The organism is Limnoraphis robusta BA-68 BA1 (assembly GCF_034932365.1).
Lineage (GTDB): Bacteria > Cyanobacteriota > Cyanobacteriia > Cyanobacteriales > Microcoleaceae > Capilliphycus > Capilliphycus robustus.
In genome coordinates, this window is the sequence record NZ_JAYGHR010000084.1 from 21,617 (window position 1) to 47,182 (window position 25,566).

Genomic DNA, 25,566 nt, shown 5'->3' on the forward strand with positions numbered 1-25,566 from the left:
ATGCCTGTGCTAGTAAATCTCTCAGAGCGACAACATCATATCCTGTGGGCAACCATTCGTCATTATATTGCCACCGCCGAACCCGTTGGCTCAAAAGCTCTCGTTGATGAGTTTAAGCTCAAAGTCAGTCCGGCGACAATTCGCAACAACATGGGGGCGCTCGAAAAAGCGGGACTCCTCTATCAACCTCATACCTCCGCAGGGCGAGTTCCCTCCGACTCTGGCTATCGTATCTATGTTGATCGGATGATCACGCCTTCAGATACCGTTGCCAGTCAAGTCACTCAGCTTTTACGCGAACAGCTTGACGCCAAAAATTGGAGTATTGAGGCGATTTTACGAGGTGCCGCGCAAATTCTCTCAACCCTGAGTGGATATATTACCCTGATTACCATGCCGCAGACAACTAGCGATAACCTGCGACATTTGCAACTGGTTTCTATTGAACCCGGTAAAATCATGTTGGTGGTTGTGACGGATAGTTATCAAACCCAGTCGATTATTATGGAATTGCCGCAAATTGATCAACAGTTAGAACAAGCGGTAACAGAAGCTCTCTCCTCTCTATCAGAAGACGAAGAACTCCTCGAACAAGAACTGCAAATTTTGTCTAACTTTCTGAATGCTCAACTGCGGGGACACGCCTTGGCTGAACTTTCTACCCTCGACTGGAGCGAATTAGATCGCAAGTTTGAACGCTATACGAATTTAATTCGCAAACTGCTTGATGATTTGAGTTTACGCACCCAAAAACCCGAATATACTCGCATTCAATTTAGTGGGATATCGGAAGTCTTGCGTTTACCGGAATTTTCACAACTCCAACAAGTACAAACGATTCTTCATTTACTCGAAGATCAACAAGAACAGCTTTGGCCGTTGATTTTTAAAGCCCCCGAACAAGAACAACGGGTTAATATTCGCATCGGTGCGGAAAATCCCCTAGAACCTATTCAAAGCTGTAGCTTGATTTCTACCCAATATTATCGAAATAATATCCCCGTTGGGAGTGTCGGAATGTTGGGACCAACTCGCATGGTTTACGAAAATGCGATCGCCCTTGTTGAAGCTACTGCTGATTATATCTCAGAATCCCTCACTCAAAATTAGTTAGAGTTGGGTAATTTCTAACTCTAAATATCCAGTTTCTTCATCAGGAGTGCGTTTAAAAATATACCCCGGAACTGTGCCAATTACAATCTCAGCAGTCGTGTAAATAATACAGCCTGTTTGTAGGTGTCCGCCGATGGTTTTGCCGTGAGCATCTGCTAAAGCAATATGTAAATGAATCCCTTCTATTGAGAGAGTTCCGACTAAAGAAACAATCTCAAACCGTCCTCGTAAACACTGACTTTCTTCTTGACCGGCAAAGCGCACAGTTGCTTGTTGGAGACTGCCAACTGCCGTTAAAATAAATCCAGCTTGAATTTGATCCGTCACGGCGATCTCTAGCAAGCTGAGTTTTAGATCTTGGTTTGGTTTTAAGCGGATTGGTAAAACGTTCATCATCAGGTGTTCAAAATTTAGAGTTCCTGTCCTGAAGAAAAGGATATAATAAAAGATATACACTGTAACTTTAGCGCAAATTATCCTATGGTTCATGTTATACGAGGCACTTTAGACAAGCCTGAATCATCCAGAAGGTTAGCTGAATATTTTGAAAGTAAATCTAATATTGATGGTAGCTTATATTTGGGATATCCAATTATAGGAACATCTCAAGGAGGATATCCAATTGATGCTCTTCTTATATCTAGAGAGCATGGAGTAATTATTTTCAATATTATTGAAGGCACTTCTATTGATAAAAATATAGAAGAAGTACAGGATGAAAGCTTTAATAAGTTACAATCAAAACTACTTCAACAAAAATCTCTGACTCAACGAAGAAACCTAATGGTAGACATTGGTGTTTTAACCTTTGCACCTGCACTGAATCAAAAACCTTCTGATATTTCAGATGAATATCCTATTGTCACGAAAACTGATGAACTTGATGAATATTTAAACCATCAAACCTGGAAAAATGGCAACGAATATTTTGAAAAGCTAAATTCAGTTATACAAGCGATAACGACAATCCGAAAGAAAAAGTCTCGGAACAATATTAAAACAGAAAACTCTAGAGGTGCAAAACTTCAGAAACTAGAGGATTCTATTGCTAATTTAGACAGAAATCAAAGTGAGGCTGTCATTGAGACTGTTGAAGGAGTCCAGAGAATCAGAGGTCTTGCTGGTTCAGGTAAAACAATAGTTCTAGCACTAAAAGTAGCCTATCTTCATGCAAAGCATCCTGACTGGAATATTGCTGTTACTTTCAATACTCGTTCATTAAAAAATCAGTTTAAACAACTTATTAATATATTTACAATTGAACACACTAATGAAGAGCCAGACTGGGATAGAGTAAAAATTATTCATGCTTGGGGAAGTCCATCCTCGGAAGGTATTTATTATGAAGTTTGTAAAAGACATAATATTGAATATCGAGATTTCAATACAGCAAGAAATCTCACTAACCTATCTGGAAAAGAGTTTGATTATGTTTGTGAAGAAGCTCTAAAAAAAATCAATCAATTTAATCCCTATTATGATGCAATAATGGTTGATGAAGCACAAGATTTTTCAAGATATTTTCTCAGACTTTGTTATCAAATGCTGAAGCCACCTAAAAGATTAGTATATGCTTATGACGAACTACAAAATCTTAATAAAAAAATTATGGAATCACCAGAAGTTCTTTTTGGTGAGGATAGTCAGGGTAAACCCTATGTTCAACTCCAGAATATACCAGAAGAACCTAAACAAGATATTATACTAAAAAAATGTTATAGAAATTCTCGTCCGCTCTTAAGTTCTGCTCATGCACTGGGTTTCGGGATTTATAGAGATCAAGGATTGATTCAAATGTTTGAATATGCAGGACTATGGAGAGATATTGGTTATGTCGTAGAAGACGGAACATTAGAAGATGGAAAATTTGTCAAACTTGCTAGAACGAGCGATACCAGTCCTAAATTTCTAGAAGATCATTCACCGATTGACGATTTAATTATTTTCAAGTCATTTAAGGATAAGCTAGAACAGACTCAGTGGCTAGTAGAACAAATCGAGAAAAATCTCACAGAAGATGAGTTAAGATATGATGATATTATGGTTATTCATCCTGATCCACTGACCACTAAATATGCGGTAGGAGAAGCGAGAGCTTCTCTTTTTGAGAAGGGTATAAATTCCAATCTAGCGGGTGTTACAACCTCACCTGATGACTTTTTTAGTGAACAGGCTATTACTTTCACAAGTATTAATAGAGCTAAAGGAAATGAAGCAGCCATGATTTATGTCATCGATGCTCACAAATGCTATTCTGGTTTAGATTTAGCTCGAAAACGGAATATTCTGTTTACTGCTATGACAAGAAGTAAAGCTTGGTTAAGAGTGGTTGGATATGGTGAATCTATGCAAAATTTAGAAAAAGAGTTTAATCAAGTTAAGAACAGAAAATTTGTGCTTGAATTTAAGTATCCTACGGAAGAAGAACGTAGACAAATGAATCTGATTAATCGAGACATGAGTCGCAAGGAACGGGCGAAGCTTGATCAAAGAAAAAATAGCTTACAAGAAGTTATTGAAGCCTTCAAAAAAGGTGAAATCAATAAGGAAGATTTACCTCAAGATATGATAGAAAGTCTCAAGAATTTGGTTAATGATTAGCTATAAAGTCATTTATAAAGAGATTGAAATGATGACAACCGAACTCATAGCCTGTGGTTTATCGGTTAAGCAAAACTTTCCTTCTTGTGAATCATCAGCAAAAGATAGATCTGAAATTTCCTACTCAGGTATGCAGGATATTTCAATCGCATTAAAAAATGTTAAATATCAAGAAATATACGATGAACTAGACCAAAATAAGAACTACAATATAAAAATGATTGATGGAGCATTAATACAATTTTTGTATACTTATGAAAAATCTCAATTAATTTCACATAGACTAGCCTTTTTTCCATCCCCTTATCTAGAAGCCTTTCAAAATGATCCTGATATTTATGAACTGGATGAAATATATGCAGATATAATAGCCAAAAATATACTGCCTGTTCCTCTTCGATTTGATTATGATCCTCAAAATTTTAAAGAAATAGATCATCCTAAATGTCACTTAACTTTAGGACAATTCAAAAATTGTAGAATTCCTGTTTGTTCTCCGATTACACCGCGTGCTTTTATGTCTTTTATTCTGCGTAGCTTTTATAATACAGCTTTCAATAAATTTACCGATAAGCTTACTCTTTCAAGTGAGATTTTTCCTGAAACTATAACTAGCCCAGAAAAACAACTATTACACATATCTATTTCAAGCTAGAGTTCAATCAAAGCGAAATTGATTTTAACTGAAATCAGTGATCAATTTAAAATTGTCTTGAATTAACGTCAGGTAGGGTTAACCGAACAACACTCAGACGGTTAAACACCCATTAAACCTCTAATTCCAAGTAGGGTTATTGCGAATCAGAGAGTCGTTAAAACCGAATTCACAACAAAAATAAGTTCTGTATTCTCTAAGTATAGAAGGTAAGGATTAAACCTAGTAAGTCTAGAAGTTCATCAAATTTAACAAGGAGGTAACAGCTATGCCTTTAATGCGTTGGGAACCTTTACGGGAAATTGATAGCTTACAACGGGAAATGAACCGTTTATTTGATAGCTTCACCAATGATGGTTCCCCGATGGAACGGACGACAACTGCTTTTGTTCCCCTGGCTGAAATAGAGGAAACAACAGACGCAGTTCATCTGAAATTAGAAGTTCCCGGAATGGAAGCCAAAGACATTGATATTCAAGTCACAGCCGAAGCCGTTGCCATTAGCGGTGAACGAAAATCGGAGATCAAAACCGAAGAAAAAGGAATGACTCGCACAGAGTTCCGTTATGGAAAATTCCGTCGTGTAATTCCCCTACCCGTTCGCATTCAAAACACAAATGTAAGCGCAGACTACAAAGATGGGATCTTAACGCTCACCCTACCGAAAGCCGAAGAAGAAAAGAATAAAGTGGTTAAAGTGTCTCTGGGATAGTTGAAAGCGGCTGTAATTCAGGTTAGAGGGTAAAGCTTACCCTGGAAGTCTAAATCATTCGAGACCCACTCTAAATCTAAAATAGAATGATTTAACACCGAGTCTAAACTAGCGTTTTAGGGATTGGGAATGGGGTAGCGCGAGAATTATTTTCGCAGCCCGGTTCCCAATTCTGTTATCTTAGATGAAAGAAGGAGGAATATGAATGCCTAAAACCGATTATAAAGACTATTATGCAGTGTTGGGAATCCCTAAAAATGCCAGCTCAGATGAGATAAAAAAAGCCTATCGTCGTCTGGCTCGCCAATATCATCCCGACTTAAACCCTGGAAATAAAGAAGCCGAACAACGGTTTAAAGATATTAACGAAGCGAACGAAGTATTATCTGACCCCGATAAACGGAAAAAATATGATCAATTTGGTCAATATTGGAGTCAAGCTGGAGAAGGTGGTGTACCCGGAGGGGGCTTTGATTTTGACTTCAGTCAGTATGGTGATTTTGACGACTTTATTAACGAGTTACTGGGGCGTTTTGGCGGTGTAGGAGGCGCTTCTAGACGAACTTACGGCTATCGTACTTCCTCGCAAACAGGTTCTTCAATTCCTAATGATCCCTTTGGGGATTTATTTGGTGGCGGAGGATATGCACAAGTTCCCCAACGAGATTTTGAAGCCTCAATTACCTTAACCTTTTCAGAAGCCTTTAACGGTGTACTCAAACAATTTAAACTCGATGATGAGATGATTAAAGTCAGAATTCCTCCCGGTGTGAAACCCGGAACTCGAATTCGCGTCAAAGGAAAAGGAGGAGTTAATGCAACCACTCAACAACGAGGTGATTTATATTTAATTGTTGATTTACAACCTCATCCTTTTTTCCAGTTTGACGGCGATAATATTGTCTGTGAAGTTCCCATTCGTCCTGATGAAGCTATCTTAGGCGGTCAAATTCAAGTCCCAACTCCTGATGGTTTAGTAACGCTGAAAGTTCCCGCAGGAGTTGATTCGGGTCAATCCTTACGACTGCGAGGAAAAGGTTGGATTTATCCCAAAGGTGGACGCAGTGATCAAATCGTTAAATTAAAAGTCGTCATTCCGAAAAATATTAGCTCTCAAGAACAGGAACTTTATGAAAAAATTAGTCAAGTTAGCCAGTTTAATCCTCGAACTCATCTAGGCGGTATGCAACTTTAGAGAGGAGGAAAGAACGCGAAATAAAACAAAATTCAAAATAAACAACTGCAAATTCATAGCAAATGACTGGCGACTCAAGGAGTCGTTGACTTTTCATTATATCCAAATTGTAAAAAAGATAGGGAAGTTTTTATGAGGTCAAATTTCCGGGAATCATTCCCGATATTTCATCCTGAATTTAAACCGGATTCAATGAAAATTTAAAACGTCTATTTGGGTGGAAATTTCATTTTTTTCAGTCCAAAAATAGGTTATCCTAGTTCATAGACCGAAATGAAGGATGTCGTTAAGCACTTGAGTTAAACCAACAAAGGAGGAAATTATGTCATCCTATGAACAGTCGCGTTTTTCTTTTTCTAAAATTATTAGCTATGTTTTGACAATTTTTTTAAGTGTAGGTTTAACATTATTATCCTTGCGTGTATTCCCCGCTCTTGTGCTACCCCCAGCTAACGCAAATAGTCATCAGATAACAGAAGTTGTCGCGGTTCAACCTCAACCCCAAACTGTCGCCATTTCCCCAACAAATCCCGCCGTTAGTAACTTTGTAACCGATGCTGTTAACAAAGTAGGGCCAGCCGTTGTCCGACTCGATACCGAACGAACCATAACACGCAACCTCGATCCCTTTTTTGATGATCCGTTTTTTCGGCGGTTTTTTGGTGAAGAATTCGCACCTCAAACCCCCCAACAATTTCAACAACGGGGACAAGGATCGGGCTTTATCGTTGATAGCAACGGCATCATTTTAACCAATGCTCATGTTGTTAAAGGAGCCGATAAAGTCACCGTTATTCTGCGAGATGGACGAGAATTTCAAGGGGAAGTACGAGGCGTTGACGAACCCTCAGATTTAGCCGTCGTTAAAATTAATGGGAATAATTTACCCGTTGCTCCTTTAGGAAATTCTGCCGAAGTTCAAGTCGGAGATTGGGCGATCGCAGTCGGAAATCCTTTAGGCTTAGATAACACCGTAACCTTGGGAATTGTTAGCACCTTAAATCGTCCCAGTTCACAAGTTGGGATTCCCGATAAACGCTTAGATTTCATTCAAACTGATGCCGCGATTAACCCCGGAAACTCCGGCGGGCCGTTATTAAATGGTCAAGGCGAAGTGATTGGAATTAACACCGCCATTCGGGCAGATGGTCAAGGAATAGGATTTGCCATTCCCATTGATAAAGCCAAATCAATTCAAGACAAACTCGCACGCGGCGAGGAGATTTCTCATCCTTATATTGGGGTGCGAATGGTGACGCTAACGCCGGATATTGCCAAAGAGTTTAACCGTGATCCAAACTCACCGTTGTTAATTCCAGAAATCAAAGGCGTATTAGTCGTTCAAGTCATTCCAGATAGTCCGGCGGCGAGTTCCGGTTTACGTCGCGGTGATGTGATTACTCAAATTGACGGCGAAACTATTACCACTGCGGATCAATTACAAAGTAAAGTTGAACTCAGTCGGGTCGGTCAACCTTTGAATATTAAAGTCCAACGAGGCGATCAAACTCAACAAATTGCTGTACGTCCGGCTGAACTCAAAAAAGTCGAACTATAAAACATATACACCTTACCCTAAGCTTGTTACAGCAACTTCACCCCTACAGGTTAAGTTGCTACAAGCGTTATATAATAAGGGATTAAGGTGTTAAAATACAACCGTAGAATATTTAGAAGCACATCAGCGTTTTTTTGACTGAAATCAGCTACAGTTTGGATAAACTCAACTAAAAGATGTTGTTGAGGTTTCTTAAACTTTTGATAGCTGAAAAGTTCAACTTCAGTAGATTTCCAGGTCAATAATTCAATTTTTTGATGAGTTTTAGCTAAACTTTTCATCATACAGACTCCCTTAAAAATAGAGGGTGAATTCTTCCCGATTTTTTATAAAAATGACTTGATTTATACGTTAAAAGGAAAATTAAAATTTGTCTTTACAGAAAATCAGGCTTAAGTTACAGGTACAACTTAAACCTCTGGAAAGTTCAGGTCAATTCAGAGAATAGGAATTTATAAATGGAAGAATGACCTTTATTGAAACAAGAAATAAATGATCTCAAAAACTAAAACCATAATTTAAAAACCGATCTCAGCTCAATCAATGATACCTCAATTGAGTTGAGGATATTTTTCTTGTATTCTTTGTAATTCGCTTCGGAAAGTTTCTAAGTCGCTTTGGAAGCTTTGCAAGTCTTTTTTTAGATTTTGGTATGATTCTTGAGATACTTGTTTCAAATCACTGTCTAGTTTTTTATAATTGTCTCTTTCTATTTTCTTGTCATCAATCTCCTTATTTAGGCTCAGTAGATCATTCTCTAATTTTTGTTTCTTGCTTTCTTGCTTTTGAATTGTTTGTTCGAGTTCTTTGATGTACTTTTTTCTAGATGGGATTTTGTTGAGTTCATTAACCAGCCAAACATTAACACCGAGGGATATAACGAGTGCTACAGCAACGATAGGAAATAGATAGTTTTTTAACATAGACAGCCACTCAGGTGAATTTTTTTTTTCAAAGTTATTGGCTGCATTGTATTCTATCCAGTCATCGTCATCAGGTATTGTCTCTGACTCTGACAAGCCCCGCCAAACCTTGTTCTGTTCAAGACTGGCTTTGGAAATCGTGGAAGAAACAATAACTAAAATTCCCTCTTTGTTTGGTAGTGAATATTTTTTAAGTTCATCAATTAGATCATTTTTAGATTTAGATAATTTGCCAATTTTTGAGTTTTGCTCAGGATTGTTATCCTGACTGAGAGACTTATTGATAAAGTTATTAAACCCTAATTTACTAAAATCAACTTTGAAGCCTTGAGGATTATTTTCAGATGTGACAGCTTCATCAATATTACCTGCTAACTTTCCCTCCAATGCTTGAATAGCAATTGATCGTAAAGTCGCTTCTTTTTCTCCAACCCACAAAACAGAATTACGGATTTTTCGAGTTCGATTATCGGTTCGTTGTGATGATTCTAATCCCGTAACTAATAAAGAGAGTTGACCCTCCCGATAAAGAATAACCGAGAAATAGTCACTATCTACCAGTTGGATTTTAGACTCCAAATTGGGAGGATTTGAGATTTCATTCTGATTTTCATCTAGCCAGGAATAGCCCTTAGAAACGCCTCGACTTTTAACGTAAATATTCATTGTTAGTGACCTCACAGTTTAAATAAATCCGTACTTTGAACAATTTCAACCATATCCGAACTCGGATCGGAAAATTTCCTAACCGCATTTAAGAGAGAGGCATTACTACCAAAAAAATCAAGCATGATTTTAGAAAACACAGATTTACGTTGATTATCAAAATGCGACTTTAGCAAAAATCGTAAGAGATACTTCAGGGGTTGTTCACTATTTTTAGGTTTATAAGGATCGGTTGGATTGGGTTTTCGATAATAAAAGGTGAGTTCATTATTTTCTTCTTCAATTCGGGAAAAAATCACACTTCCAACTGTTTGAACAGGCGTAATAATCACAGCAACTTTTGGTAATAGCTTGTCACTGGCAAACTTATTCAGCAGTGGTTGATACCCCGCTTTAACTTTCCTGAATAGCTCAGGTGTATTCTGCATATATTTTTCACACTTCACCGGGGCTAAAATTACCAAGCGTCGTGAATCTAAGTTCTTATAAAGATCTTTGAATAAGTTATTTAATTCCGAGGGTTGATTAAACTTATCGTGATATTTACCATCTCGTTCCATCAAAGCAGGTGTATCAATCGGAATCAAAACTGCTGCTGAGTCTCGAATAAACTTTTTAACTTCCTCTATTTTATCAGTTTGTTCAATATATTCTCCTGGATAATCCTGAAAATTGAGTTTTAGAGATGGAGAGGTTCCTATTTCTCCAAACTCAAACTGAAATGAGCGTGGTTCACCAGTTTGAGAAATACCTCCTCGGACTTTAATGCTATCACCCACAAAGCTTTTGAGTTCATTTAAACGCATATCTAAAATTGATTTGCTATCCTGATCAGGAATAAGCTGCAAATCCTTACTGACATTCTCAAATTGATCATACATAGCCGCCAGTAAGCTGGTTTTCCCCACTCCACTTGGACCCAGCATGGTGATATTGAGGGTGGGTAGCTTTTGTTGAGAAGGAAATATGCTTCTAAGAAAATTGCTCATGCTTTCACGATCTCCTAAATATCAATCAATTTCTATAATTGGCTTAGAGTTTTTTCGAGTTTCTCTGCTTCACTTTCAACCGATTCTAACAGTTCTGACCATTTTTTTCGGGCATTGACTTGGTTTTGCAGGTTGTTGAAATCTTGCCAGATTTGAGTCTTTTTTTTCCGCAGAAACCTTTTCCAATCTTTTTGAGCGTTTTCCGCACGCAGCACTCGATCTGAAAATTCTTCGACAATGGCAAAGGAAGCTTGACTCGGTTCAGATAAAAATCCATTCAAAGCATTTTCACAGTTGTATAGAGTCTCGTTATAAAGTTCTTCTAAAGCCTCGATCACATCATTAGCATTGCCTCCTGTTTTCAGAGGTGCAGTTTTATCGGGAGTTAGCCGATCAAGTTGCAGACGAATTCGATGTTGAATCAAGCCTCGATAGGACAAATTAAATTCTGAAAGAATTTCAAACCCTTTTTTTAATTCGGTATATTCAGACGAAATTTGGCTATAAATATCGGAGATAAAATCACCTCCGCGAACTTCGCTGAGTCCTCCTAAAGAACAGTTTTCTATTAACACATTAGCGACTTCAGTTTTGACTTGTTCTATTGATTTTTTTAATCCGGTATCAATATCCAAAAATTGACTAGATAACTTTGTCCGAAGCTTTCCCAAATATTTTCTATAGGCAATATCGTATGATTTATCTTCTTTATTTCTAAGTTTCTTAACTTCTTTTTCTTCAGGCATCTGAATACTTTGACGGCATTCTTGAAATACAGTCTCAATTTGAGTTTTGAGGTTTTCATCAGGTAAATCGCGATTTTGAATTAGTCTTTCTTCCAATTCAGTCATCTCGTTAGTAATCTTTTCCCAAAACTCCTCAAATAAATCGTCATATTCCTGACTGATTTCATTTTCATCTATTTGGGGTAAAGCATTTTGCGCTAACTGCAACTGTTGATGAAGTTCACTCAGACTCTTTTCTATGTCTTCAATTTTTTCTCGAGTAAAGCTTCGATCTAATTCGGTTACATTCGATCTTAAATTATCAAGAACGGCTTGAAGCACTTTGCTATTGGCTTCGTCTGGAGAGGAACAATCTGCAATCACACAACTCAAGACAGGCATCTCAACTTTACCGGAATCTATATCCCGTTTCAAGGACTCACAATTCCCTTTATTTTCGCCATTTTTATCTACATTTAGGACAAAAATAGAACGCTTCGGCAAGTCATTTAAGGCTTTCTTTGCTAAATCATATAAATCCGTGTCTGATTGCTTAAAATTGCCTCGATCTTTAGAGGGTTTGTAAATGAATAGGATAAAATCAACTTCTTGACCCAAAGCTTCAATGACTAAACTCTCATCGCCTAAGCGAAAATCCCCTAAACCGGGAACATCAACTAAAGCGATCGCTCCCATTTCATTGTCAGGAAAGGGACAGGAAATTTTAACGTGTTTGACGGCTAAACACTGATGATTGATTAGTTGATCGTCCTGATTATATTTCTGAGAAACATAATTGGAAATCTGAGATTGATCTTGAATGTTTAAAGAGCCTCGTCCTAAAAAGTCTTGATATTTTCTAGCATTGGTATGATAATCTTCTTCGAGGCGATGATAAATATTGATTTTGGTTTGATCTTTGGAAGGTAAGCTCGGAAGTTCAGTTTGAGCAAATTCATCAAAGGAACTAGGACGGGAATTGAGTCCAAGCTTCTCGTAATAGGGAATAATAACTTCTATCAAAAAAGAGTTTTTATCGTGAAATTGTATTTCTGCTAGGATTCCATTCCCTTCTTGATGGCAAATTGTACTCCGAGCAGCTGTGCAAGCTTTCCCGGGAAGTGCTGGAATTACCTCATTTCTAAGTCCACTTAAACTTTGCAAAAGTGTACTTTTGCCTTGCCCCATATGTCCAATGACACCAATATTAAGCGTATTTCGTGAAAATCTTCCTTGAAGCCTGCGAAGTGATTCTAGGCCATCCAAGACCTTTGGCCCAATATTAGTGAAGTTGAGAGTTTTGAGTTTTGACTGGGTAGTAGAATTGTCTGACCAATTTTTAAGTTGCTGTTGACGCCCACGCTCTAGCTCTTGGAGAGAGTTATACAGGGATTTCAATCTAGACTCAATATCTTCAAGCTTGTCAGCCAGGGGTTGGCGTTGAGCAATGATGCTCTGAATTTCTTTTGCTTTGCTCATTTATAAGTCTATCGATAGGGTTTCATTAGGTTTGCATATATTATACCGTTAGTTGCTAATTAATTGCATTTACTGGATATTAAATATAGGTTAAGATCGATTTTTGATCGATTAGATATCAGCACCATAAATTAGGGATATTTATAAAATCATATCAATAAAACTTAGATAGAACTTTTTAAATCCATCCTATCAATCAGTTTTTAACTTGACCAAGAAAATCCACTATAAACTATTAAAGTTTATAATATAATTGACATTTAATGTTTAAAAAAAAATCAATTAATATAGCAGTCTGTTCTGAGTTGTGTGAAATATCTTCTTGTAAAAGGCAATCTTGCAAAAGGCAAGAGGCGCTCTTGGGAAGTCGTTTCAGACATTTTATCAGCTTTTAGATTTCTCAAGTAGCGTAGGGCATACGCGAACTCTAGGTTTTGTATCCTAGTACGCCTCCGGAGATCTAGCCCTCTGGGGTCAGCGTTCATCAAGCTTTTTCATATGTGTTGTGGACGGTGAAACGGTTTGAGTATTGCTCGAGATCGAGATAGTTGGCTTAAAGGTTGGTCGTTGAAAGAGGAAGCCCAAACAGTATGGTTAATTGATTTACTATAGACAAAAATCAAATAAAACGGAGTCTCAAAGATGCCTGGTAAACTTACTCAGCCCTATCAACCCCTGCTTCTCCGCATTTTGCATGGAGTCACAGGGATCTGTGCGATCGCGGCAATTTTGACGGCAGCTTGGACGTATGATACTTATGATGGGCGGTTTGGGCGATTTTTTTTACCGAAGTTAGAAGCGATTGAAGGGATTCATGGCACCTTTGGGCTGTGGACGCTGCTGATTTTTCCCATCTTTGTAGTATACGCTTTTCGTCGGGGTCAAAAACGCCTGATTCAACCCGACTCTCTGCAAAAGCTGAGTGAACCGGGAAAACCGATTTTTGGGTACACCCTACATCGTATTACAAACACGTTGGCAATTTTTGCGCTTACTTTTGCGCTGTTCTCGGGTAAGATGATGAGTGAGAAATGGTTACCCCAAGGAGAACTTAATCATACTTGGTATTATCTTCACCTGATTTCTTGGGTAGTTTTGGTGTTAGCGATCGCATTTCATCTATTAATGGCGGCGAAAGTTGGGGGAACTCCGTTGCTATTGTCTATTATGAATTGGAAGTTCCGCAGTCAGGATAGTCCGAGTTTATGGCGAAAAAATATTTCTGAATGGAAGGCTAATTTTCGTCTTGATGAAGTTTTTCATCCCCAAAATTCCGCTCAGATTTTTCGGGTTTTAGAAGCAATTATTTTGATCACCATTATTTTAGCTTGGGTGATTTCTATAGTCAAAGAATTAGGTTAAATTGCTATTGATGACAAACTAACACATCCCTAGTCATCAAAAATCGATTAATGTTTGCTGACTGTATTGATAGGAAGATAGATTGAACATCTCTACAGAAATCAGGGAAAGGGGATTAATTTACTCAACCCCCTTCCCTATTCTATCTTGCCTTTTAATTGTTCCTTAGAAAGAGATGGGTAGCATTCTTCTTTCAATTTCAGACAAGAATTAGGACTGTTCAGAAATCACTAAACTTGAAGATGAACTGCGTCCAAATTCTTCAGGGGCTTGTTGTAAATAGGCTTTTGCACCAGGCCAGATAAACTCTCCAGGCGTTACAGAACGGACTAAATAATGCAGTTGATAAACCCCGGCTTCTAGAGAGTCTGCATAGGCGAAAATTCGGTCTCGGTAAATGGTTTGATAGTTAATATTCCAGCTATCGGTTTGGGCTTGTAAGGCGGAATTACTGGTATTAAAACGGTTATCAATGGCTTCAAAACCTGCCGGAAGTGGGTCAGTAATCATCACATTATTAACGGGATGGTCAGTGATAATTTCTAAGCCAATATCAAACACTTGTCCGGGTTGAACTTCTAGGGGTTCTTCCTCGGCTGTTAATCCCATTTTTTTCAACACTTCACTGTCATTAACTCGTTGAATTTTACGTTCAACTCTTAACCCATTTAACCGTCCGGGTTGATTTCCTTCGAGACGATATTCGTAGGAAATCCAATAATTCAGTTTTCCGTTTCCAGAGGTTTGAATCATTAAATTATTCTTGCCCGGAGGAAGTTCTGACATCGGAATATTGAGCGTGAAACTGGAGTTTTTAAAGCCATTAAATTGAGTTGAACCTAAGTCTTTCGCGCCTAATTTAACTTGAACCTGGAAGTTTTCGGGAGTGGGTTCTAGGGCTGCATATTCAGCTAACGCAGTGAGGGCTTCGGCGTTATTGTAAGTGCTTCCCCAAGTTCCCTCCCGACGAAGATTGAGTAAACTTTGGACGAGTTTATCTATCGTTTCGGGTTGGCTATTTTGACTCACCAATAAACGCAACGCTTGCGACTGGGCGGTTATCTCTGAACTCATCCAACCGTATTGTTTGGGAATATTAACCGTAGCGGTTCGTCCGGTTTGATAAACGATTTCTTGCAGTTTATTCACAAGTTCGTTAAATTCAGAATTCCATTCGGGGAAATTCGATAAATAACGGGCGAGTTTGATTTGAGTTACGGTATCAAATTCATCGCGTAAGCCATAAATATCGGACATGAAATCATTGCGTTTTTCTCCCAATTGTGCTAACGCCATGAGAATATTTAACCGAACCCGACTCTTACACAGTAAATCATCGCCACAGAATTCATTTTTTTCAGGGTTTGCTAAGGCTTGTTTGAGGTAATATTCGAGTTGATTGAGTTTATTTTCATCAACCTTAAATCCCGCTTGGGAGGCTTTTGCTAAGGCTTCTGCGGCGTAGGCAGACAAGAGAGGATTAGAAGTTTTTTGTTCAGGATAAACAGCTAGTCCTCCGTCATTTTGTTGCAGTTGGAAGATTTGTTCAAGGGATTTTTGGGCTTGGGCGTTGAGGTTTAACTCGCTGAAATTTTGACCATATTTTTGACTTAGTTGTTGTAAGTTGGATGCAATTAACAACTGACTCGCCGCAGGTTCAAGGAAGGGTAAATCGGTTTGGTTGAAGATTTGTTTTGCGGGGGCGGTTATTTGGGGAATTAAGGTACTGGCGAGGGAAATATATAAACCGCCTGTATCTCTGACTGTATCCCGACTAACATTAATCGGAATATTCAGAGAATTAGTTGTGGTTCCGCTTTCAATCACTTGTTCAGTGACTAACACAGGTTTGACTTCTAAGGGAACTTCAAAGCCATCAGTTTTCCCATCAAAAGCGGTTTTAAACTTCACTTGAGAGGTGCCAACATCTTGAACTAATACCGGGAAATAGTAAGCTTGGGTTCCCGCTTGCAGGGGACGTTTTATGCTTTGGGTGTTGGCGTTTCCAGGAGAAAGTTTAACGCCGCCTGCGACATCGGCTTTGATGTCAATCATTCCTTTATTTCCAGTATTATTCGTAACGGAAACTCCGGCTAAAATTTTATCGCCTGGACGGGCAAATTGCGGTAAAATCGGGTTAGAAAGCAGAGATTGTGTGCTAATAAATGTGGTTTCACCTGAACCAAATTTAAAGTTTCCATCGGTTGCAACCACCATAACTCGCCAGGTGGTTAAATCATCGGGAAGTTTAAAGGTAACGTTGGCTTTTCCGCTATTATCGGTGACAATTGAACCTTGATAATAGGCTAAAGCTTGAAAGTTTTTGCGGATACGAGTATTTCCAATTCCCGCAGAAAAACCGCCCCCATATCCCCAACCTTTAGCTAATTGGGTTGTCATACTTTCTAGGGCGACTTCGGGACGATTATCACTAAAACGAGTTGAAATGGGTTGTTCAGCGTAGACGGTTTCGAGTAAATTTGGGGGACGATAACCTGTGAGTTGTAATATCGCTTCATTAACCACCATAACGGTAAATTGTCCGCGTTGGGGTTGGTTATTGGCATCAGTTAATTGTAGTTGTAGCGTTTGTTCTGAACCCGGTTCAACTTCTGATTTTGTAGGGGTAATTGTCACGTTTAGCGTTTTTTCAGCTAAGTCGGTTTTAAAAGGAACAAACCCAATTTGAGATAAATTTTCCACGCTTCCCGGTTCGACTTCTGACAGGGGTTCACCTTGACGAACTAACACCGCTTCTACTGCTGCATTCGGTAACATTTCTGAAGTAACCGTAAATTGAATTTGTGGGGCGCCACCTGTTACGGTTGTTAGGCTTTCATACAAGGGTTTATCCCGAACCACTGCAAAATATAACTCTCCTTCGGGGTAGGGAGATTTAATTAAAGCGGTGGCGGTTTCTCCGGGTTTGTAGGTGTCTTTATCGAGTTCAATTTGCAGGCGGTTGTCGTTATTTTCACCCCAAAATACAGGAGAATCACCTGTCGCCCAAATTTGTAAATCTGTGGCTGTTACTTCACTAGAATTATTGGAAAAATTCGCCCGAATTCGATAGGAACCCGACTCAGGAGGGGTTAAAGAAACCGTTTTTGGAGTCTTATTTGATTTGACTTCGGTTGTCGCAACGGTTTTGTATTCGACTTGATTTTTCTCCGTTTGTCCCCCGGCAACCACTCGGGTAACGTTGCTATAATTCATTTTCTGCAATTCCAAACGCACCCCAATATTAGATAGGGCTTTTCCGTTGGGGTCAGTAACAACAACTTCTATCGGAAATGCTTTATTGACTTCGGCGACAAAGGGGGTTTTTAACCCAATTAAACGGTTACTCGGTAAAGCCGTAAGACTTTGAGAATCAGAAACCGCTAGGTTAGTGACATCGGAGACTTGTACATCAACCCGATACTCGACAGGATAGGGTAAATCTTTGTCAATTTTAACGGTTTGGGTGCCTTTTCCGCCTTGGTCAAGAACTTTGCTTTTTTGCAACACATCACTTGACAAAGTAGGTTTTTCTTCCGGCCAAAACCATTGTCGCCCAAAGTTATATTGTTCCCAACCTTTGGGGGTAAATTCTGTTGCGGTACGAGTCACATAATATTCCGCTTTCCCACCTACAACGGGGGAACCAAATAGATAGTTACTTTCGGTATTAGCGGTGAGGGTTTCGCCTTGAATGGCGGTTTCTTTATCGAGGTTTAACTCTACTTTGAAGTTGGGCGGTTTAAATTCTGCGACTCGTAAATCTCCATAAATTTCAACTTCATTTTCGGCTTTTGCACTCAGGCTATAATCCCCTAACGCTTGGTCTTCATCTAGGGTAAATTCGAGGGAAAATGTACCAAATTCATTGGTTGGGTAACTTCCGAGGGTTTTCTCTTTGCCGTCGGAGGTTCTGAGGGTAACAGTATAGTTGACGTTTTTATCTTGTTTTAATTCGCCATTTTGCAGATAATAAGCAACACCTGTTAACGCGACTTTTTCTCCCGGTTGATAGAGTTGACGGTCAGAAAAGATCACACCTCTAGACAGGGGTTTATTATTTTCCCAGTCGCTATTAATTCCATAGCCATACACTCCACTATAGGAATAGGTTCGGGTAAATGCCCAGTCGTCTGCTTCTTTGGCAATCACTAATAATTCTGGGGCTTCTGTAAAGCGATTTCCCTGCATACATTGTTGCAAGTCTTCAGCATTTAACACCCATATTCCGCTTTCGTTGGTGTTTCCAGTCGCACAGGGTTTCGGAGTTGAAAAGGTTTCGGCTTCGAGTTGAGAGGGATAGATTTCAACGCTAGCATTATTAACCGGGGAACCGTCTTCTAAATGATTAACTTTGATAATTCCCGACTCTGGAAACCATTGGGAAAAAACGCCTAAATTCGTGAGTTGAACAAACCCATAAAATTCGGGTTCATTCCAGCGTCGTCTTCCTTCTTCTTGATAACGAGTGGTTCTCGCTTTAACTCCGTAAGCCAACATTCCCGTCTCTTTTCCGAGTTTTCTTCGTAAATTAATCGAGGTTTCTTGGGTTTCGTTTTTGGGGTTTTTCACGGAGAAAGAAGTCCAGTTGTTTTCCCCAGGTAGAAGGTTCTTTTTGTTTTCTCTCGGATAAGCAACATCGGTATAGACTAAATCCGTCGGTTCAACAATTTTATAGGCAGCAGTGTATCGAGACTGCGGTAAGTTTGTTGTGGCAATATTTAGCTGTAAGTTCTGGGTTGAAGGGAAAATATTTAACCCGGTTGGCGCCCAAAGGTCAGCCGCAACATCTCCGGTTTGATAGGAGATGGTAACAGGTTTTTCTAAGGTTTGACCAAATTGATCTTTGAGATCTTTTCCAATGGTAATGGTATAGTTGGTTTGCGGTTCTAATGCCCAAGGATTAAGGTTAATAATATCGCTATTTCCATAGGTTTGAACGAGGGGAGGCGCGTCTTGGGGCGGTGGGGGGTTAATTGTAATATTTTCTCGGGCTGATTCTTCTAAAATTTGATTGTTAAATTTGAGTTGAGGGCTACCATTTTCAAACCGTCCATAGGTTCCTCCCTGACTCGGTTGACCATAGGCTTGTAGAGTTTCAAATTGTAGGGAATCAAAGGTTTTAATTTGAGAAGAAAGGAGAAATTGACTGTCTAAATTTCCCCGCTTGGGATGCAGTCCGGGTAAGATTTGTAGGGTGTATTTTGTACTTTTTTGTAGACTTTCGGTGGGCGTTATGGTATACTGCCAGATATGGTTAGATGGGTCGAACTGTGTCTGAGGCGGTAAAGACTCCGAATTGAACTGATTTTTCGTGAGTTCTGCCTTGAGGGGAACGGCTTGATTGGAGGCTTCGGAAACTAATTTTGTATGTTGCGTTAACGAGTCTAAATCCAATTCGACGTTAGAGTTAAACGTTAGATTAGGAGTCAAACCAAGGGGATTGTCTGCTGAACCCGGATTTTCTTCGGTTCCGGGAAGGTTCGTTAGCTGTATCGACTCAGTGTTGAACGTCCAGGCTAAATCTTGGTCTAAGCGATGATTTTCTAAGTCAGATAAGCCCTGTTTGAGTTGAACTTGAATGCGTGTAGCTAAGGGTAAGGCTCGGTCAGCTTGAAAGCCCACCATTCGCGGCGTTAAAAAGCGAAATTGTCCGGGAAGTTGCGGGGTAATTTCAAACTGATTTAAAAGTTGACGCTGCTCAGGGGAATCCAAACGCTCAACCGGAATTAACGGGTGTTTAAAAATAATCTGAATTTGACTGAGAGATGTCACTTCTCCGGTTGGAGTAATTTTTTCTATCCAGTCGGGAAGTTGAGGAACAGCGAGGGCTGAAACAGTCGGTAACGGTTCTTCTGTGGGTGTCATGCTAAAAATTCGACAGCCAGCCAGCGTCGCTATAAACAAAAATATTAATATTAACCGCTTCCAGGTTTGGCGGTATTGGCGTTGAATTCCCATAGCGTTTTTCAGAATAGCTCACCCCCTTGATAACAGATGAAAGCCCCGACATTCCGGAAATCTCTACATTTTTTAATGAATAGCGGGTTTCGGGTGTTTGCTGAGTTGTGCAGCTTCAGCCGGAGTCATTTTTTCATAGCGTTCAAAAGGTTGATGTATCCAGGGAGAATCGGCTAAATATTCGACATAAAAATCTGGAACCACCACCGAACAAGCTTTGTACCATAATACAGCCGTTTTGATTTCCTCAAGATCAGCCGCATAGTGATTTTTCAGCCACAACAGACAGTCTTGTAAACTAATCCCCGAATCGACTAAATCATCGACTAACAAAACACGACTTCCAAGCGTTTCTGTGGTCATGGTCAGATGATTCGCTATTTTGATTTTACCTCGGACTCGACCTTCCGAACCGCTATAGGAAGAACAGGATAAAATTGCTAACGGCGTATCATAAATCCGCGAGAGTAAATCACCAATTCGCAGTCCTCCCCTGGCTAAACAAACAATTTGATTAAATTGCCAACCGGAGTGATAGATTTTCGCGGCTAAAGATTCTATTGCCTGGTGATAATCTAACCAAGAAACGTATAAATCGCTCATGGGGTTTGCTTGCCGTTATCAACAATTAAAAGAGGGTTGCTTATTCTAATAGTTTACCGCTTCTTGATAAAAATGGCGGAAAAAAATTGGAGAAAGGGTTGACAAAGGGAGAAAAAAATTTTATGCTTCAGATAAGCTATAGTTGGGGAATGTTGTGTCCTGTAACGTCACATCGGTTAAATCAGCCCCTTTGAGATTGGCTTCGGTTAGATTTGTATTGCTGAGATTGGCACCCGTTAAGTTCGCCCCTTCTAACGTTGCACCGATGAGTTGAGCGTTACTTAAATCACTATCTCGTAAATCAGCATGGGTCAGATTTGCATGAGTCAATTGGGCGTAAGAGAGGTTAGCCCCGACTAACTTAGCTTGCTGTAAATTCGCCCCGTTGAGAACCGCTTGAGACAGGTTAGCCAACAATAACTTAGCACCCTCAAGATTAGCGTGGGTTAGATTAATTTGGGCTAAATTTGCATCCATCAAATTCGCCTCCCGTAGACAAACTCCCGTTAAATCAACGCCAACTAAATCAATCCCCCGAAAGTTCCGCTTTCCCTGACGATAACAACGTAGCATTTCCCCCACCTCTGTTAAGCCAATTTCTCGCAGGGTTGGTTGTCGTTGGGTAAAGCTAAATGTATTCCCAGATTGAATCACTCGCGCCATTTCATTATACATCGGATAAGCACCAATTCCTGTTAATCTCACCCAACCTCTAGAGCGAGTTAAGGCGATAAAAAGCTGCTGACGAAAACGGAGGTTTGCTTCATCTTTGGCAAGATAATCAAAACCCACTAAATACACCATATCGGCTTCTTGTCCTTTCGCCCGATGAATGCGAGAAATCGTAATTCCCCCTTCACACCAAAATTGATTAGGGTTTGGTTTATGAGAACTAATAATATTACAATCAACTGTCCCTGGAATATAAATATCTAATCCTTGACTGATTAAAAAATTTGCAACATAAGTTTCCAAGGCTATCGCCTCAAAATCATCTCCTAATATAATGACTAATATTTCCCGACTCGGACGCAAGCCATCTATCCTTAAATTGTGATAAAGCTGTTGAGTAAGGGCGGTTAATTCATTGTTGCGGGAATTATAAGCTTCAAATTCAATTAAAGAATGTTGCCAAAACTGGGAAACAGGATGAGGTGAAAATTCCGAAGAATAAGAAAGAGTCATTTTTCGACCTGGAGAATAAACAGTATTTTCAATATCAACCTGGAAACCGATAGCTTCCCAGTCTTCTATTCTCGTCATTTTTGTTAATAATCCCGCCGGACGAAGTAACCCAAAGCTTATCCCATAAGCCGCTATTAAAATTGGGGTGGGAAGGCGATAAGAACGAGATAAAACCTCTGTTTTTTGGATAGAGTCAGAATATAGACCTGTTAATAGATGTCCCCAGCTATCCCCAAACAATTCGCTGGGGTTTGGACTTTTCAGCGTTTCTAAACTTTGCATCTCATCTTCCGCCCAAATTAACCGACGTTGCAGTATTTTTGGGGTTTGATTTCCTTGTAAACCCACCGGACATAAAGCTTGATACGCCATCCAATAAAAGGGCTGTTTTCCTTCAAATTTTAATTCATCTTCGACCAGTAAATCTTGACCTTCATCTATTAAAATCGCATCAAACAGTTGGGGAATAACAGATTTTTGCAGTAAATCATAACAAGCTTCGGCTAATGCTTCGTGAGGTTGAGAAGAACTTGTTTGACGAACACTTAAACTCCAAATTCCTGCGGCTTGACAAATCGTATTATAAAGTCCGGGTTGTTCTTTGGAACCCCAAGCATGAAGCACCCGCAATTTTTGATTGTGAGAATCATAACGAACTTGATGACAACTAAACCGTCGCAACCATTGATCTAACTGTTGGATAATGGGTTCATATAAACTGCGACTAAAAAAGACTAACGCAATATCCCAGTCGGGATATTTAAGGTGCATTTGGGCGGCTTTTTGACAGAGTAATACCGTTTTTCCTGAACCTGCAATGCCGCGAATTCGTTGTAAACCGGGAGGGATTTGTTTAGCAATGCGTTCTTGGTTTAAATCTAGTTTTGAAATATATTCTCGAACTTTTGCTAAGATTTCCCCTCGTTTGTTTTGATTTTCTTTAAAAAAGAATTTCCGCGTCGGAGGACGAAATAAAGGCGTTCCTGCAATAACGGCTTGTAATAACTCCCATTGCTGAGGGGAGAGGTTTTTCCCTGGAACCAAGGAAGGGGTTTGAGTAATAAAGTCTAAAATAGAAGATGAATTTACAAGATCATCTTTAAATAAAATTGGCGGAGAACTGGGTAATTTTTCCAAGCCCCGTTGTTGCCAACTGTGTGATAAAATAAAGGGTAAAGCTACTATTGCCCGTCCGCAAACTTGATGTTTTAATTGGCTTTCAATCTGACAATATTGGAGTAAAGCATACAGTTGATTTTCTGCTTGTTGGTAAGGGGTGATGCGAGTGGTGTAAAACTGTTGCAATTCCCAGACATGGCCGGAAATTCCCACAATTTGCTCAAGCGTGATAGACTTAACTTCGATGACAATTAAACCGAACTCAGCATCTACAATTAAAATGTCAGGTTCCTTGCGAAAGGCGCCCGTCTTGGAAAAAATCGGATAGCGCCAATAAGCGATACAATGACGTTGAGCAAAGGTGTGACAAACGGTTTCCCAAACTTGTCGTTCACCAAGTTCACCACTTTGACTGAAAACTTCAGTGGTAATGAACTTTTGAGTCAGTTTGTGGGTTCGCTCTCGTGTCATTCGGGAATTTAATCTGTTTACACGGGTTGAAAAATGAGAATCTGGGTACAAGAGAAGTTAGGATGGAGCTAGCTAAAGGTTAAACCCGACTTGTGAAAATCCTCAATAGCGTTTCATGGTTCTTTACCGCATTCCCCTATTCCTACTCACCTGCTTGAGTTGCTCGGGTTTCCTCTCCAGTCCGAGTCAAAGCGCTATCTCTGCAAATTCTACAGCAGTGCGACATCCTTCCCCCTCTGTAGAATACCTTGCCCAAGATAATTCTACCTCTGAAAAACCGAAGTTTGAATTTCCCGCTAAACTACCGATGGGATTAATTTTACTCGGTGTTGGGTCAATTATTGTGACAGGGGGAGCCGTTTTTATTATTGTTAAGTTAATTGGTCACAACCCTCAACCCGAAGCGGAAGAAGAACTCCCCCCAGATGCGACAGTTGAGGAATCTTCCTCCTTTTTAACGCAGTCGGAAAATGCGTTTATTCCTGGGAGTTCCCAGTCTCCGTTTCGCCCCGAAGACGCATTAGAAGACCGACCCCTTTTAGAACTTCCCTCAAAATCATCTCCTTCCCGTGTAAATGAACCAGGGGGGAATAATGGTTATGTAGATACCCCTCGCCCCCAAAATAAACCGCTAGAAAAACCTCCCCAAGTTCACTCGGCTGAGACGTTTTTAATCACAGATAAGCCCCGCTTACCTCAACTTGACCGAGTAGAACAATTGATATTAGAATTAAAGAATCATGATCCGACTAAACGCAGTCAAACGATTTGGGAATTGGGTCAAAAAGGCGATTCTCGAGGGATTCAACCGTTAGTGGATTTACTCTATAGTTCTGATTCTAAACAACGAAGTTTGATTTTAGCCGCCCTTTCAGAAATTGGCACTCGCACCCTCAAACCCATGAGTCGGGCGTTAACGCTTTCATTACAAGATGAAAATGCAGAAGTCAGAAAAAATGCAATTCGAGATTTAACCCGTATTTATGACTTAATTGTTCAGATGAATCAGTTGTTACAACGGGCGGCGGATGACCCCGATATCGAGGTACGAGAAACGGCGAGATGGGCGGCGGATAAATTCAGTCGGATGCGGCCATTACCGACAATTAATGATGAACCGCCTCGGTAAAGAGTTGAGACTAAAAAATAGAGTTATTCTAAAAAAATGAGTGGTAAGTTTATGAAATTATTATTAATGTCTACTCCGGTTGGGCCGTTAGGTTCTGGGACAGGTGGCGGTGTGGAATTAACGCTGTTGAATTTGGCGAAGGTGTTACAACAAAAAGGTCATCAAATTACCGTTGTCGCCCCAGAGGGTTCGGTGTTGGAGTCAATTGATTTGGTCGAAATTCCCGGAAATTTGCAAATCATGGCGCAATCTCAAGATAGAGAGACTCCGATTATTTTACCCTCCGATTCGGTATTGGGCAATATGTGGGATTATGCCCGTCAAGTGCAGAATAATTATGATGTGATTGTTAATTTTGCCTATGATTGGTTGCCGTTATATTTAACACCTTTTTTCTCGGTTAAAATTGCTCATTTGATCAGTATGGGTTCCCTTTCAGATGCCCTCGATCAAATCATCAAACAAATGCTTGAACAGTTTCCCAAAACTATTGTTTTTTTTACTCAAACTCAAGCTGAAACCTTTAATTTCCAGTGTAAAAATTATATCTGTTTAAGTAGCGGGATAGACATTGAACAATATCAATTTTGTGCTGAACCGAAAAATCAGTTAGCTTGGTTAGGTCGAATTGCCCCAGAAAAAGCGTTGGAAGATGCCGTTTTAGCTGCAAAAATTACAGGAATTCCCTTGAAAATTATGGGAAAAATGCAGGATGAATCCTATTGGGAAAAAATCCAGCAAGACTACCCCGATGCGCCGATAGAATACTTGGGATTTCTATCAACCCATGAGTTACAAAAACACCTGCGAGACTGTCGCGCTTTATTAATGACTCCTCGGTGGGTAGAAGCCTTTGGAAATGTGGCAATTGAAGCTTTAGCCTGTGGGGTTCCCGTCATTGCTTATCGTCGGGGTGGGCCTGCGGAAATCGTCCGGGATGGGGAAACAGGCTGGTTAGTAGAACCCGATAGCGTTGACGGGTTGGTGAATGGGATTCAAAAGCTTGACAAAATAGACCGTTTGTGCTGTCGAAAACAAGCTGAATCTGAATATTCCCTAGAAGCCTGGGGCGATCGCGTGGAAAAATGGCTCTTAGAGATGATGCAAAGTTGATAGAAAT

17 protein-coding genes are annotated in these 25,566 nt (G+C 39.8%); 9 read left to right on the forward strand and 8 right to left on the reverse strand.

What is annotated here, in order from left to right:
- Entirely contained in the window at positions 1 to 1,110 is a 1,110-nt protein-coding gene (locus tag VB836_RS24795) for an HrcA family transcriptional regulator (RefSeq protein ID WP_407659755.1), read from the forward strand.
- Here VB836_RS24795 and VB836_RS24800 read toward each other — a convergent pair whose 3' ends face one another.
- Positions 1,111 to 1,509: a PPC domain-containing DNA-binding protein gene (locus tag VB836_RS24800; RefSeq protein ID WP_323223475.1), complete on the reverse strand. Its 399-nt coding sequence runs from the start codon at positions 1,507 to 1,509 to the stop codon at positions 1,111 to 1,113.
- A gap of 84 nt (positions 1,510 to 1,593) precedes the next feature.
- Here VB836_RS24800 and VB836_RS24805 point away from each other — a divergent pair, with 84 nt between their 5' ends.
- The 5 genes from VB836_RS24805 (at position 1,594) to VB836_RS24825 (ending at position 7,834) form a co-directional block, all read left to right on the forward strand.
- Positions 1,594 to 3,714 carry a DEAD/DEAH box helicase gene (locus VB836_RS24805; RefSeq protein ID WP_323223477.1) on the forward strand — a complete coding sequence of 707 codons (2,121 nt, stop codon included), beginning with the start codon at positions 1,594 to 1,596 and terminating at the stop codon, positions 3,712 to 3,714.
- The gene (locus tag VB836_RS24810) at positions 3,707 to 4,369 is read left to right on the forward strand and encodes a DUF2290 domain-containing protein (protein ID WP_323223479.1); all 663 of its coding nucleotides are present in this window, start codon (positions 3,707 to 3,709) and stop codon (positions 4,367 to 4,369) included. The genes VB836_RS24805 and VB836_RS24810 overlap by 8 nt, the downstream gene beginning before the upstream one ends.
- Before the next feature lie 268 nt (positions 4,370 to 4,637).
- A complete protein-coding gene (locus VB836_RS24815; protein ID WP_046279866.1) occupies positions 4,638 to 5,081 on the forward strand; it encodes an Hsp20/alpha crystallin family protein in 444 nt (147 codons plus the stop codon).
- Between the two features lie 205 nt (positions 5,082 to 5,286).
- Complete coding sequence (locus VB836_RS24820; RefSeq protein WP_323223481.1) at positions 5,287 to 6,276, forward strand: J domain-containing protein; 990 nt, start codon at positions 5,287 to 5,289, stop codon at positions 6,274 to 6,276.
- Positions 6,277 to 6,598: 322 nt separating this feature from the next.
- Entirely contained in the window at positions 6,599 to 7,834 is a 1,236-nt protein-coding gene (locus VB836_RS24825) for an HhoA/HhoB/HtrA family serine endopeptidase (protein WP_323223483.1), read from the forward strand.
- A 50-nt stretch (positions 7,835 to 7,884) separates the two neighbouring features.
- On the opposite strand, the gene VB836_RS24830 is transcribed toward VB836_RS24825, so the two are convergent.
- The 4 genes from VB836_RS24830 to VB836_RS24845 form a co-directional block, all read right to left on the reverse strand.
- Positions 7,885 to 8,118, reverse strand: coding sequence for a hypothetical protein (locus VB836_RS24830; protein WP_323223485.1), 234 nt, complete (start codon positions 8,116 to 8,118; stop codon positions 7,885 to 7,887).
- 267 nt (positions 8,119 to 8,385) lie between these two features.
- Positions 8,386 to 9,423 carry a hypothetical protein gene (locus tag VB836_RS24835; RefSeq protein ID WP_323223487.1) on the reverse strand — a complete coding sequence of 346 codons (1,038 nt, stop codon included), beginning with the start codon at positions 9,421 to 9,423 and terminating at the stop codon, positions 8,386 to 8,388.
- Positions 9,424 to 9,434: 11 nt separating this feature from the next.
- On the reverse strand, positions 9,435 to 10,412 hold the full coding sequence (locus VB836_RS24840) for a TRAFAC clade GTPase domain-containing protein (RefSeq protein WP_323223489.1): 978 nt from the start codon (positions 10,410 to 10,412) through the stop codon (positions 9,435 to 9,437).
- Between the two features lie 32 nt (positions 10,413 to 10,444).
- Positions 10,445 to 12,616 carry a dynamin family protein gene (locus VB836_RS24845; RefSeq protein ID WP_323223491.1) on the reverse strand — a complete coding sequence of 724 codons (2,172 nt, stop codon included), beginning with the start codon at positions 12,614 to 12,616 and terminating at the stop codon, positions 10,445 to 10,447.
- A 642-nt stretch (positions 12,617 to 13,258) separates the two neighbouring features.
- Between VB836_RS24845 and VB836_RS24850 the strand changes: the two genes are divergently transcribed.
- A complete protein-coding gene (locus tag VB836_RS24850; RefSeq protein ID WP_323223493.1) occupies positions 13,259 to 13,978 on the forward strand; it encodes a cytochrome b/b6 domain-containing protein in 720 nt (239 codons plus the stop codon).
- 210 nt (positions 13,979 to 14,188) lie between these two features.
- Here VB836_RS24850 and VB836_RS24855 read toward each other — a convergent pair whose 3' ends face one another.
- The 3 genes from VB836_RS24855 to VB836_RS24865 all read right to left on the reverse strand — a co-directional run bounded on the left by VB836_RS24855 (position 14,189) and on the right by VB836_RS24865 (position 23,317).
- Positions 14,189 to 19,939 (reverse strand): alpha-2-macroglobulin family protein, encoded by a 5,751-nt coding sequence (locus tag VB836_RS24855; RefSeq protein ID WP_323223496.1) that lies wholly within the window; start codon positions 19,937 to 19,939, stop codon positions 14,189 to 14,191.
- A gap of 72 nt (positions 19,940 to 20,011) precedes the next feature.
- A complete protein-coding gene (locus VB836_RS24860; RefSeq protein ID WP_323223498.1) occupies positions 20,012 to 20,542 on the reverse strand; it encodes a phosphoribosyltransferase in 531 nt (176 codons plus the stop codon).
- A 120-nt stretch (positions 20,543 to 20,662) separates the two neighbouring features.
- Positions 20,663 to 23,317, reverse strand: a complete 2,655-nt coding sequence (locus tag VB836_RS24865; RefSeq protein WP_323223500.1) for a pentapeptide repeat-containing protein — start codon at positions 23,315 to 23,317, stop codon at positions 20,663 to 20,665.
- A gap of 115 nt (positions 23,318 to 23,432) precedes the next feature.
- Between VB836_RS24865 and VB836_RS24870 the strand changes: the two genes are divergently transcribed.
- Positions 23,433 to 24,446, forward strand: coding sequence for a HEAT repeat domain-containing protein (locus VB836_RS24870; protein WP_323223502.1), 1,014 nt, complete (start codon positions 23,433 to 23,435; stop codon positions 24,444 to 24,446).
- A gap of 36 nt (positions 24,447 to 24,482) precedes the next feature.
- The gene (locus VB836_RS24875; protein WP_323223503.1) at positions 24,483 to 25,559 is read left to right on the forward strand and encodes a glycosyltransferase family 4 protein; all 1,077 of its coding nucleotides are present in this window, start codon (positions 24,483 to 24,485) and stop codon (positions 25,557 to 25,559) included.
- Positions 25,560 to 25,566: the final 7 nt, after the last annotated feature.